The organism is Serratia sp. H1w, from assembly GCF_000633355.1.
Taxonomy (GTDB): Bacteria; Pseudomonadota; Gammaproteobacteria; order Enterobacterales; family Enterobacteriaceae; genus Chania.
Map to the genome: position 1 here is coordinate 56,864 of NZ_AYMQ01000077.1, position 12,920 is coordinate 69,783.

The 12,920-nt window shown below is 54.4% G+C and carries 10 protein-coding genes; 3 read left to right on the top strand and 7 right to left on the bottom strand.

Translation table 11 applies throughout. The features are described from left to right. Positions 1–89: 89 nt before the first annotated feature. The 4 genes from U869_RS0118380 to puuR form a co-directional block, all read right to left on the bottom strand. Positions 90–1,085, bottom strand: a complete 996-nt coding sequence (locus U869_RS0118380; protein WP_025120626.1) for an ABC transporter permease — start codon at positions 1,083–1,085, stop codon at positions 90–92. Beyond that, positions 1,082–2,593, bottom strand: a complete 1,512-nt coding sequence (locus U869_RS0118385; RefSeq protein ID WP_025120627.1) for a sugar ABC transporter ATP-binding protein — start codon at positions 2,591–2,593, stop codon at positions 1,082–1,084. Before U869_RS0118385 ends, U869_RS0118380 begins: the two co-directional genes overlap by 4 nt. Positions 2,594–2,754: 161 nt before the next feature. Beyond that, a complete protein-coding gene (locus U869_RS0118390; RefSeq protein ID WP_025120628.1) occupies positions 2,755–4,035 on the bottom strand; it encodes an FAD-binding oxidoreductase in 1,281 nt (426 codons plus the stop codon). A 20-nt stretch (positions 4,036–4,055) separates the two neighbouring features. Further along, entirely contained in the window at positions 4,056–4,613 is a 558-nt protein-coding gene (gene puuR / locus U869_RS0118395; protein ID WP_025120629.1) for an HTH-type transcriptional regulator PuuR, read from the bottom strand. Between the two features lie 397 nt (positions 4,614–5,010). Between puuR and U869_RS0118400 the strand changes: the two genes are divergently transcribed. Next, positions 5,011–6,429 (top strand): glutamine synthetase family protein, encoded by a 1,419-nt coding sequence (locus U869_RS0118400; RefSeq protein WP_025120630.1) that lies wholly within the window; start codon positions 5,011–5,013, stop codon positions 6,427–6,429. A gap of 486 nt (positions 6,430–6,915) precedes the next feature. Continuing rightward, positions 6,916–8,286, top strand: coding sequence for an APC family permease (locus tag U869_RS0118405; RefSeq protein WP_025120631.1), 1,371 nt, complete (start codon positions 6,916–6,918; stop codon positions 8,284–8,286). 251 nt (positions 8,287–8,537) lie between these two features. On the opposite strand, the gene sbcB is transcribed toward U869_RS0118405, so the two are convergent. After that, positions 8,538–9,968 carry an exodeoxyribonuclease I gene (sbcB, locus tag U869_RS0118410; RefSeq protein WP_025120632.1) on the bottom strand — a complete coding sequence of 477 codons (1,431 nt, stop codon included), beginning with the start codon at positions 9,966–9,968 and terminating at the stop codon, positions 8,538–8,540. 180 nt (positions 9,969–10,148) lie between these two features. Between sbcB and U869_RS0118415 the strand changes: the two genes are divergently transcribed. Next, positions 10,149–11,336, top strand: coding sequence for a site-specific integrase (locus U869_RS0118415; protein WP_025120633.1), 1,188 nt, complete (start codon positions 10,149–10,151; stop codon positions 11,334–11,336). On the opposite strand, the gene U869_RS30900 is transcribed toward U869_RS0118415, so the two are convergent. Beyond that, positions 11,314–11,511, bottom strand: a complete 198-nt coding sequence (locus tag U869_RS30900; RefSeq protein ID WP_071998255.1) for an AlpA family transcriptional regulator — start codon at positions 11,509–11,511, stop codon at positions 11,314–11,316. The two genes, U869_RS0118415 and U869_RS30900, sit on opposite strands and share 23 nt — an antisense overlap. Continuing rightward, the gene (locus tag U869_RS0118420; protein WP_025120634.1) at positions 11,511–12,902 is read right to left on the bottom strand and encodes a DEAD/DEAH box helicase; all 1,392 of its coding nucleotides are present in this window, start codon (positions 12,900–12,902) and stop codon (positions 11,511–11,513) included. The genes U869_RS30900 and U869_RS0118420 overlap by 1 nt, the downstream gene beginning before the upstream one ends. Between the last annotated feature and the right edge of the window lie 18 nt (positions 12,903–12,920).

Here is a 12,920-nt window from a genome sequence, read left to right on the forward strand (position 1 = left end):
ATCATTTGTATATTTATTTATCTAATGGCTTGAAACCAGAGGAAAAGAAAGGGTATTGCCCGGCACAGCCTAGAGGTGCGCCGGGGTGATCAGCGTTTCTGGATGTAGGTGATCGCCAGTGCCAATGCCAGCACCAGTCCTTTAATGATATCCATTGCGTAATAGGGTACTGAGAGCATCACCAGTCCGTTTTGCAACACGCCCAGGATGATTGCGCCAACCAAGGTGCCCAGTGCGTTAGGTTTGCCGGAGCCAGCTAAAGAGAAGCCGATATAGGCCGCCGCCACCGCATCCATCAGGTAACCGCCGCCCGCATTGACCTGCGAGGAGCCAATACGTGACGCCAGCAGAATACCGCCAAGGCCCGCCAGCAGCGAAGAAAGTACGTAAGCAGTAACCCTGTAACGTACCGTGCGGATACCGGAAAGGCGGGCGGCCTCCGGGTTACCGCCGATGGCATACATCCGGCGGCCATGCTTGGTCAGCGACAGGAAAAGCTGCATGATCACCGTTACCGCCAGCATAATCAGCACGATCACCGGCACCTGGCCCAACGTGGAGAACACTTCAGGGATCATACCCTCGGCCATATCCCCATTCGGTAACACCATATTCTGGGTGATGGAGCCGCCGTAGCTATAGGTCATGGCTACGCCCTGGATCACGAACAGGCTGGCGAGCGTGGCCAACATATCGGGGATCTTCAGCACCACGATCAAAAAGGCATTGAACAGGCCGACTAACGTACACAGCAGCAGGGTCAACACGATGGCACCGGTGGTGCCGAAGCCGTACCAGGCAAACAGCGAGATCACCAACGCATTGGCAAGCGATGCCGTGGAGCCGACGGAGAGATCGAAACCGCCCACCGACAGTGAGATCGACACGCCAATCGCAATCACCGTCACGATGGCGATCGACCGCAGAATATTGATGATGTTATTGGGATCGAGGAAGTTGTCGGAAGCCAGGCCAAACAGCGCGATCAAGGCGACAACGGTGAGCAACATTCCCCATTTATACAAAAACTCAAACAGCTGGTGGTGCCAGGGCAGCACGCTTTTCAGGGATAATTCTTTACTCACGCAGGAGTTCCTCCGGTGGAATACAGTAACAGGGTTTCTTCATCAATCTCGGCAGCGTTCAACTCCGCCACTACGCGGCCATCCCACAGCACGCAAATGCGATCGCACAGGCCCACCAGTTCGGAAAACTCGCCAGAAGCATAGATAATGCCTTTGCCGTCACGTGCCAGGCCGTCGATCAGCCGGAACAGATCCTGCTTGGCCTTGATATCTACGCCTTTGGTGGGTTCGTCAAAGATCAGCACGTCGGCGTTGCCGCGTAACCATTTGCCAATCGCCACTTTTTGCTGATTACCGCCAGACAGGCGCGCCAGCTTGTGCTGTGGACCTGAGGCCCGCACGCCAAGCCGTTGCATGATCTCTTGTGCCCAACGCAGTTCCTGGCGGCGGCTGAACAGGCTCCAGCGGGAGAAGCTGTCATCGGCGCTGACGCTCAGGTTCATCGGAATGGCTTCGTTGATAAAAATGCCTTCCTTGCGGCGCTCTTCCGGTACCAGTGCCAAACCTTGTTCTACTGAAAGGTGCGGTGAACGCGGTGCCCAAGGTTTGCCGTACAGCTCTCCCTGCGTCAACTTGCTGGGGGTGGCACCGAACAGCGCTTTGCAAAGCTCGGTCTTGCCTGCACCAGCCAGCCCGGCGATGCCGAGGATCTCCCCTTGATTCAAAGTTAAAGAGACATCGCGCAGCTTATGGCGGTCATGCAATCCTGCTACCCGTAGTAACGGACGTGAGCCGTGGGGTGGACGAGGGGGCGGGAAGATATCATCCAACGTATGGCCCAGCATTTTCTCGACGATCTGCTCACCGCTCAGGCCCTGCATGCTGCCTTCACCGGCATGACGCCCATCGCGCAGCACCGTCAAATGGTCACAGACGGTTTTTAATTCATGAATGCGGTGGGAAATAAACACGATGCCGATCCCTTCGGCCCGCAGGCGGCGCACGATGTGGAACAGGCGTTCGCTCTCGGCGCTGTCTAGCGGGGCTGTCGGCTCATCAAGTACCAGAAAACGGCAGCGGTGTGATAGCGCCCGTGCCAGCAACACCTGTTGTTTCTCCGCCAACGTACAGGCTTCCAGGCGTTGGCGTGGGTTGATAGTCAGCCCAAGCTGCTGCAACAGCGCTGCGGCCTTGTGATGCAACTGCCGCCAGCTCAGCAAATGACCCGGCTCATTCAGCCAATCCAGCATGATATTTTCCGCCACGGACAGGGTGGGGATTAACGCGACATCCACCTCTTGCTGTACCACCTGGATCCCGTGTTGGCGGGCCTGTAGCGGCGAATGGATATCGACTTTCTGGCCGTCGATAAAAATATCGCCTTGGTAATGGTTGTGCGCGCCGGAAAGGATGCCCATCAGCGTGGATTTACCTGCGCCGTTGGCCCCCACCAGCGCATGGGTCGAACCACCATGCAGGGTGAAATCTACATTTTGCAATGCGTTAAACCCGGCAAAGGCGATGGAGATATTGCGCATCTCCAGGCGTGAAGCGGTGTTGGTTGGCATAATATGGTCGAAGACGCTGCGCCCCTTATCTTTCAAATCGCGGCATAGTGGCGGCAACGTGAAATGCATTTGGATGTATAGACGGCTAAAGAAACTCTTTTGTAACACGAAATGCCATTTTTGCAACATGCAAAATGGCATAAGTCAGATAAAAAGCGAGGTTAGAATCCTAAACGGTCACGCAGGGCGTAATAGGCGGCGCCAAGAGCGGTAAAAGGCACCTGCAAATGACGGCCACCGAAGAAGGGCAGATGGGGGAGTTTGGCAAAAGCATCAAAGCGTTCCGCGTCACCGCGCAGCACTTCGGCAATCAGTTTGCCCGCCAGATGCGTCAGGGTCACGCCGTGGCCGCTGTCACCTTGCAGGTAATAGACGTTATTTTCCAGCCTGCCGAACTGCGGCATACGCGAGAGGGTCAGCAGGAAATTGCCGGTCCAGCGGTAATCAATGCGCACCTTTTTCAACTGCGGGAAGGTCTTGAGCATCAATGGGCGGATCCTGGCGTCGATATCCGCCGGATCCTGCGCACCATAGATCACGCCGCCGCCGTATAACAGGCGGTTGTCTGCCGTCAGGCGGAAGTAATCCAGCAGGTAATTGCAGTCTTCAACGCAGTAGTTATCCGGTAGCAGGGAAAGGGCCATATCCGCAGTTAAAGGCTCGGTGGCAATGATTTGCGAGCCGCAAGGCATGCTCATCCGGCTGAGGCGGGGTTCCAGCTTCTCTCCCAGATAGGCGTTACCCGCCAGGATCACCAGGCTGGCGCTGACGCTACCTTGAGCCGTGTGCAGCAGGGCTGGCTGGCCATAATCAATATGGGTGACCGCCGATTGTTCAAACAGCCGCCCACCGTGGCGGCGTATCGCTTCGGCCTCGCCCAGTGCCAGATTTAACGGATGCAGATGGCCGCCCTGATGATCCAGCAAACCACCGACATAGCGTTCGCTGGCAACGGTGCGGCGCATGGTTTCTCCGTCCAGCAGTTCCAACTGTTGGTGGCCATAATGCTGCCAGTGCGCCATTTTTTCTTTTAACGCATTGAATTGTTTGCTGGTCAACGCCGCGGAAACCGCGCCGGGCCGATAGTCGCAGGCAATGGCGTAGCGATCGATACGCTGGCGAATGATCTCCGCGCCTTCAAACATCATGCTGCCGAGCATCGCTGCGGTCTGCTGGCCGTAGCGGGCCTCAATCACATCAATATCTCGACTGTAAGAGTTGACCACCTGCCCACCGTTGCGGCCACTGGCCCCCCAACCGATGCGGGCAGCTTCCAGCACCACCACGTCGTAACCGGCTTCGATCAGATGCAGGGCGCTGGAAAGGCCGCTAAAACCACCGCCGACGATACAGACGTCGCAGCGGATAGCCTCGTTCAATTGGGGATAAGGAGCGTGGGGGTTGGCGCTGGCGGCATAGTAGCTGGCAACATGTTCCATCATCACTCCTCCGGCCAATCTTGTCAGAAGGTAGTTGGGGTGTGCGCGCTGACGATCTTGCAAACGCGCGTTGAGGTATTATTGAAACTGTGGGGCATGCCGGTGTTGATGGCATAGCTCTGGCCAGCGGTCAGCAGATAGGTTTGGCCGTTGACCGTCAGCAGGATCTCCCCTTCAAGCAGCGTGCCAATCTCTTCGCCCTGATGCTTGATCTTCTCGCCGGTTGTGGTACCCGGTTGATAGGTCTCCAGCATCATGGCCAGGCTGCGGGTAGGGCTGCCGTTATGCACCAGCTTCATCGAAACGCCCTGGCTGCCGATCTCGATCAGATCGTCCGGTTCGATCACCACTTTAGGTTCATCTGGCCGTTCGGGTTCAGCAAAAAATTCAGACAGTGACAGCCCATAGACCTTCAGCAGTTTCTGTAGCGTACTAATGGCAGGGCTGACTTTGTCCTGCTCAATGGTGCTGATGGCGCTGTGGGTTAATCCGGACAGTTCGGCGACCCTGCGCTGCGACAGACCCAGGTGCTGACGGATCTGCGACAGGCGCTTGCCTGGTGCCAAGCTGACTTCGCTCATAGCGGTAGTTCCTTCTGGTAGGAGCGACAGGTTAGGATCACACCCGGAGCCGGGTACCTGTCTGAGTGATATCGAAACCACATGATATCGGTAGTTGGGTAGTGATTGGAAAATATATTGCCCATGTTTCCCCCTGTTGTGGCGGAAGAAATTCGCTACCAGCAAAGCGCAAACAACGCCTTTTCGGTCAATATTTTATCAATTTAGCAGCCCTTGGCGAATAATCAAACGCCATTGTAACATTTGCAAACTATTTCTGTTAAAGCTATGTTTCATATTATGGATGTTATTTTGAGCGCCCAGCGGCGGCGCAGTCTACAGAGAAATCAAACCATGTGTTGAGTCAATCGGCAAGCGGATGCGAAGGCATTCCCAAGAGCATAACGGCGGGTGATGTATGCAAACCAATAGCGCAGTAGTAGAAGATTTTGCACAGCATAATGAAGAAAGGCGAAGTAGCGCGTTCCAAAGTGAGGTTGCTCACTATCTGGAACGCCATCCTGCCACGCAGTATATCGATATCCTTCTCACCGATCTCAATGGTTCCTTCCGCGGTAAACGCATTCCCGTCTCCGGGTTGAAAAAAGTTGAAAAAGGCTGCTATTTCCCCGCCTCGGTATTCGCCATGGATATCTTGGGCAACGTGGTCGAAGAGGCCGGGTTGGGCCAGGAATTGGGCGAGCCGGATCGGATCTGTATGCCGGTGCTGGGTACGTTGACCCCGTCGGCGGCCGATCCGCAACATATTGGTCAGGTGCTGCTGACCATGCTGGATGAAGATGGTACTCCCTTTGACGTTGAACCCCGCAATGTGCTGAACCGACTATGGCAGGCGTTGCGCCAGCGTGGACTATTCCCGGTGGTAGCGGTAGAGCTGGAGTTTTATCTCATTGACCGACAGCGAGACTCGGCAGGCTATTTGCAACCGCCTTGTGCTCCGGGCACTCAGGAACGCAACGTACAGAGTCAGGTCTATTCACTGGATAACCTCAACCATTTTGCCGGAGTGCTTAACGACATCGACGCTTTGGCGCAGATGCAAGGGCTACCGGCGGATGGCGCGGTGGCGGAAGCCTCCCCCGGCCAGTTCGAAGTGAACCTGAATCACACCGATAACGTGCTGCAAGCCTGCGATCATGCGTTGGCGCTGAAACGATTGGTGCGTCAGGTGGCCGAACAGCATCATATGCATGCCACCTTTATGGCTAAACCTTATGAGGATTACGCGGGGAGCGGCATGCACGTCCATCTCAGCGTAGTGGACAGCGCGGGGAAAAACCTGTTTGCCGAAGCGGATGGCGGAGACTCGGCACTGCTTAAGCGGGCACTGGCCGGGATGATCACCTTGATGCCTGCATCGATGGCGGTGTTGGCACCCAACGTCAATGCTTTCCGCCGTTTCCAGCCGGGGATGTATGTGCCGATCCAGGCGTCCTGGGGGCATAACAACCGTACCGTGGCGTTGCGTATTCCCTGTGGCGATGCGCAGAACCACCGCGTGGAGTACCGCGTTGCCGGTGCCGATGCCAACCCCTATCTGGTGGTGGCGACGATCCTGGCAGGGATGTTATACGGATTAGATACCGAATTGCCGCTGCCTGAGCCGGTGACTGGCAACGGTTTAGAGCAGGAGGGGCTCCCCTTCCCGATCCGTCAAAGCGATGCGCTGTACGAATTCGAGCATCAACACGAGCTGACGCACTACCTCGGTGAACGCTTTTCAAGGGTATATCACGCCTGCAAAATGGGGGAACTGATGCAGTTTGAACGTCTGGTGACGGAAACCGAGATCGACTGGATGCTGAAAAATGCCTGACATCGCCATCCTTGAGGGCGATGAAGACGGTTTTTCCTGATATTAAGCAAAAGAATTTGTATTAGAAGGTTTCAGGATCTTGTCTTTCTGTGATCTTATGGCAAAATACGCGAAATGCAGATAGCCGACGTTTTAACGCGTCGGTTATTTTTTTTGCATTAGTTTTACCCAATGTGCGTTTCATACATCAAGCGAGGCCGGACATCGAGCCGGATAGATAAATAGGTTCGTCGCGATCAACCAAAACTTTATGGTCGTGACTCATGAGGATAAGAACGATGGGGCAATTTTTCACCTTGGCACCGGTGCCCGCCGGTTTCCGTTGCGGTCGCAGCGATTATGGAGCAACACAGGCTTTCGTGCCTAGTTATCCAGCTTCCCTCATCCCCCTTTTAGAATTCAGTCGCACGTTGCGAAGTTTCCCCGCAACCTTAAGTCTTGGCGTGTCTATTATCCGCAAGACTGAAGGTAAGGGGGGGCTGCGCGATGTCCGATAACATCATCACCGCCGCACCAGCCGGCCAACGCACCCAACTGCGTAAAACACTGACTTTAGTCCCGGTCGTCATGATGGGTCTGGCCTATTTGCAGCCAATGACCATCTTTGACACCTTTGGCATCGTCTCCGGCCTGACCGATGGTCACGTCGCGACCGCGTACGCCTTTGCTCTGCTGGCGATCCTGTTTACCGCCCTGAGCTACGGCAAGCTGGTGAAGAAATTCGCTTCCGCCGGTTCTGCCTATACCTATGCCCAGAAAGCCATCAGCCCTCACGTCGGCTTTATGGTGGGTTGGTCATCCCTGCTGGACTATCTGTTCATGCCGATGATCAACATCCTGTTGGCAAAAATCTACCTGGAAGCGATTTTCCCAGGCGTGCCTTCGTGGATCTTCGTCGCCGCCCTGGTGGGCCTGATGACGGCATTCAACCTGCGTGGCATCAAGCTGGTGGCCAACCTGAACTCCATTATCGTGGTTGTGCAGGTCGCGATCATGATCGTGTTCCTGGGTCTGGTGATTAACGGCATTTCCCACGGTGAAGGTGCCGGTACGCTGGTGAGCAGCCGTCCGTTCTGGTCTGACAACGCGCATGTGGTGCCGATGATCACCGGCGCGACCATCCTGTGCTTCTCGTTCCTCGGCTTTGACGGTATCAGCTCGCTGTCCGAAGAAACCAAAGATGCAGAAAACGTGATCCCGAAAGCCATCTTCCTGACGGCCTTGATCGGCGGCGTGATCTTTATTGTGGTGTCGTACTTCGTGCAGCTGTACTTCCCGGATATCACACGCTTCAAGGATCCTGACGCTTCACAGCCGGAAATCATGCTGTATGTGGCTGGCAAGTTCTTCCAGTCGGTGATCCTGGTGTTCTCCTGCGTAACCGTACTGGCTTCAGGTATGGCATCTCACGCGGGTGTTTCACGCCTGATGTACGTTATGGGTCGTGATGGCGTGTTCCCGGAGCGTTTCTTCGGTTATGTCCATCCAAAATGGCGTACCCCGGCGTTGAACGTGTTGCTGGTTGGCGTGATTGCGCTGTCTGCCGTGTCGTTCGATCTGGTTACGGCAACCGCGCTGATCAACTTTGGTGCGCTGATTGCGTTCACCTTCGTTAACCTGTCGGTGATCTCGCAGTTCTACATCCGTGAGAAACGCAACCGTACGCTGAAAGACAACTTCAACTACCTGATCCTGCCGGTGATGGGGGCGTTAACCGTCGGTGCGTTGTGGGTCAACTTGGAAGTCAGTTCGATGACGTTGGGCCTGGTCTGGGCGGCGATCGGCCTGTTGTATCTGACGTTTGTCACCCGCAGCTTCAGCCTGCCGGTGCCACAGGCAAGCGAAGACGTCGCGTAATCACTTCGTCCACCTCGCGATATCAAAAAGGGTTCCACATGTTGGAGCCCTTTTTATTTACTTAGAAAATGCTGTTCCCCTCACCCCAACCCTCTCCCACAGGGAGAGGGAGCTGTCCGGAGTCGTTGATTAGCTTGTGTTTGATGTGGAGTAAGAAGAACGAAGATGCGGTGTGACGCAGAAAAATCAGCGAGCTCGATCGGTCCCCTCTCCTTGGGGAGAGGGTTAGGGTGAGGGGCAAATAGCACAGTTTACCCCACCAACTGCTTACCATAATCAAACAACGCCTTCAGCAGCGCCATCTTCTCTTTATCCCCTTCATGCAGGTTATAGAGTGACTCTAACTGCAAGATATAACTTTGCACTCGTTCGGCACTCAACACCTCCTGGCGGTGTTGCAACCAGCGGCGCTGCTCGGCATCATCCAACGTATTCGGATAGTTACGGGCGCGGAAGCGGAACAGCAGTTCTTTCATCCTGCCATCGCTGAAGGTCAAATCCAGCGCGGGCAGATTCTGCGGTTTGGTCTGCTGAATGATCTTCATGGCGGCCTTATCGGCATCGCTGAAGAAACCGTCGTACAGTTTGGCATCTACATCATCGAGCGGGGTGAACGGGGCGGCTTCGGCAAAGATTGCCACCACTTTTTCACGGATTTCCGGGTGTTGGCGCAGTACCTTCAGATTTTCCAGGCAAGCCTGACGGTCGATACCCAGCCGTTCTGCGTTTTCTGGCAACAGCGTCTTGGCCGGAGCCAGCACCGGGCATTTATTGATATGCACCAGCTTGAGCGGAACAGGAGCCTGATCGGCAGCCAGTTGATCGCGGCGCGTGTAGAGACGTTCACGCAACTCATCGGCATTCAGCTCCAGCAACGGGGTAATATCCCCCGCCAGATCGCACATAATCACCGCGTTTTTATTGTCCGGGTGCCAGGCCAGTGGAGAAACCCAACTGGTGTTACCGCGTGCTGCACCAAACATGCCGGAAACGTGCATTAACGGCGTCATCTCCGCGATATCGATCAACGCATTGAGCTTGTGCTTGTTGCGGTGTTGCAACAGGTAATCAAACAGCCTTGGCTGCGCCTGTTTGACCAGCTTGGCCATGGCGATGGTGGCATGCACATCGGACATCGCATCGTGCGCGTGTTCGTGTTCCACGCCGTTGGCTCGCGTCAGGTGTTCCAGACGGAAACTGGGGAAGCCATCTTCGTTTTCTGGCCAGATGATGCCTTCGGGGCGCAGCGCGTAGCAGGCGCGCATTACGTCCAACAGATCCCAGCGTGAATTACCGTTTTGCCAACTATAGGCATAAGGGTCGTAGAAACTGCGGTAAAAGATGTTGCGGCTGACTTCATCGTCAAAGCGGATATTGTTGTAACCCAGAATGCAGGTGCCAGGAACGCTGAACGCTTCGTGGATACGGCGGGCAAACTCGGCCTCGTTCACGCCTTTGGCGAGCGCCTGCTGCGGCGTGATGCCGGTGATCATCACCGCTTCGGGATCGGGCAGATAGTCATCGGCTGGCGCACAGTAAAACACCTGCGGTTCTTCGATAATGTTGAAATCCATATCGGTACGCACCCCGGCAAACTGCGCCGGGCGGTCCATTGAAGGGCTTTTGCCGAAGGTTTCGTAGTCGTGGATGTAGAATGTATTCTGTTTAGCGTTGTCTTTCACTATCTATGTTTGTCCATAATTTGATGTAACTTACGGTTTTAGTTCTGTTTTTAGTTACCCGACACGGTAATGATAGTTATCGATTAACTGTTCGTGCATACAGTTGTTTTCGTTTGTCCATGTGCAATTGTGTACAGATATGGTACAAAAGACAAAACTCACTGTGTACAAAAAATTATTATGGCTATCAGCGATACGAAATTACGTTCCCTACATGGTAAACCATATACAGGCAGCCCCGAGGTTTCGGACGCCGATGGCCTCAGTGCGCGGATATCTCCCAAGGGAGTTATCAATTTTCAGTACCGTTACCGCTGGGACGGGAAAGCTCAACGCTTAGGGATCGGCCGTTACCCGGCGGTATCCTTGAAGGACGCCAGAAGCATCATAGCAGAACTGCGGGTGCTCTATGATAAGAAGATAGACCCGCGCACCTACTTTGAAGACGGCCAGGATAGCGGTAACCAGGTGACCGTTAAGGACTGCTTGGATTATTGGAAGGCGAACTATGTTGATGTTTCGCTGCGCGACAACACCAAAGCCTTGTATGAATCTACCGTTATCAAAATCATGAGCGAGGCATTTAAAGGGCGGCCGGTTGCGCAGATCACGATCAAGCAGTGGGTAGATCTGTTCACCGCCGAAGAGAAATTAAACAGCCGCCGTGCAAGACAATTGCTTGTACAACTGCGATCGGCTATTGGGTGGTGCATCCGCCGCCATTTCATCAATGATTGTGCGGTGATGCGAATAAACCCTCGTGACATCGGGAGTCGTGCTGAAACGGGAAGCCGGGTCTTAACGTATTACGAACTTGCTGAGATATGGGTCGCGATAGAACGGAGCCGGGCCGCAACCTCAAACAAGCTGTTGCACCAAATGTTGATGCTTTGGGGCGCCCGCGTATCCGAGCTACGGCTTGCCGAACGCAGCGAGTTTGACCTGCAGGCGATGGTCTGGACGGTACCCAAAGAGCACAGTAAAACCGGTAAAGAGATCAGAAGGCCGATCTTTAAACAGATCGTCCCCCTGTTAGAAAAGGCCATGCTGACCTACGATAACATTCTGTTTCCCGGCTATGAAATCAGTGAACCACTTACGATGGCTGCCGCGAATCGATACATAAAAAGGATCAGGGAAAATTTAGATATTGGGTATTGGCGAGCTCACGACTTTCGTCGAACGCTAGTCACTCGCCTTTCTGAGGAGGGTATTGCCCCGCATATTACAGAGAAAATGCTGGGGCATGAGCTGGGCGGGGTTATGGCTGTGTATAACAAGCATGATTGGATAGAAGGGCAAAAAGAAGGGTATGAAATCCATGCTGAAAAACTTCTGGATCATGTTAAGAAGTTACTTTCGGATTAACCCCTCCGTTTAATATCCATTTTACGACGGCTTCTTCTAGATAGGCTTTCGGGTGCGTTCTTATCGGCATTGGGAAACCAAATTTCTTTTGGTAAGTGTAAATTGTCTGCCGGGAAGATACTTTAAGACGCTGCATTACTTCTTTTTCTTCTATGAGATTTAATTGCTCGTTCATTACATGCCTCTCTTCTTCATTGCTTCAAGCAGGATGTCCTGCACTTCACGTTTAGAATTGCGCCGTTCCATCACCATTTCATCCATGGTGCCAACGGCAGTTATGTGGTGTATCCACACAGGGCGGTTATAACCGGCCTGGATCTGCCGGGTTGGCCCAATGCGCTCGATGATTTGTTGGTACTGCTCCAAGTCCCACCAGTGGGAGAAGAACACCAGAGTGTTTCCTCCGTCCTGCATATTCAGTCCGTGGCCTGCGCTTGCTGGGTGGGCGAACAGCACCGGGATTTTTCCCGCGTTCCAGTCACGTAGCGTTTGCGGATCGTCGTCCAGGTGGCGGCCTTTGGGAAACGCCTTCAACAACCGGGCAAGGTCGTGTTTCCAGTGGTAGGCGACCAGCACCGGCATTCCCCCCGATTCACTGATCACGCTTTCTAGCGCTTGTAGCTTCCCGTCATGTATTTCCTGCCAATTACCTTGGTCGTCTGTATAGATAGCGCCACTTGCCAACTGCAAACATTTCACCGTCTTGGCGGCCGCGTTCGGCGCTTCGATGTCATTACCTTCCAGCTCCAGAAACATTTCCTTTTCCATTGCCTGGTATTGCTGTCTAGCCTTGGCCGGTAGCTCAACGCGGATCACGTTGTGGATGGGCTCTTTGATATCGAACCAATCGGCGGCATCCAGGGAGATAGTCACATCAGCAAGCGCCGACTGTATTTGTTCCTGTGCAAACGGCCACGGTTCCAGCTTCGACCATTGCTGGCCGGGAAACTGAATGCTGTTGAACCAGCGCGACGTAAACGCGCCATATGTGCGGCCCAAACGTTCGCCCTGGTCAACGAACCAGGCTTGTCCCCATAAGTCGATCAGGCCGTTAGGGGCTGGTGTGCCGGTGAGATTGGCCCAGCGGTGGACATGCTTATGAGCCACTTTCGCCAGTGCTGCCGCACGCTTGCCCCCTTGCCGCAGCCGGAACGACTTTAGCCGGGTGCTCTCATCTGGGACCACGGTACCGAACGGCCAGCGGTTACCAAGCTGCTCAACCAGCCATACGAGGTTGTCATAGTTGATCGTGTACACGCTTGCGTTGCTGTTCTTAAGCGCGGCCAGTCGCTCATTTGCTGTGCCTACAATCGGTTGTACTTCTATGTTGCGTAGGTGGTCCCATTTGTCGGCCTCGTCGGGCCAAGTCGAACGGGCCACGCGCAACGGTGCCAGCACTAACGCCGGTTGAGTCTCGCTGCCTGCCATAAACAGATCTTCCAGCGCAGTGAGCGTCGCCACTGTTTTACCCATACCCATACCGGCCCAAACGTTCAAGCGGGGCGTGTCGTGAATGTGGGTGATAATCAGGTCTTGGTAGGGGCGGGGGGTAAATGTGCGTTGCACTTCGTTCTCCCTAATAAG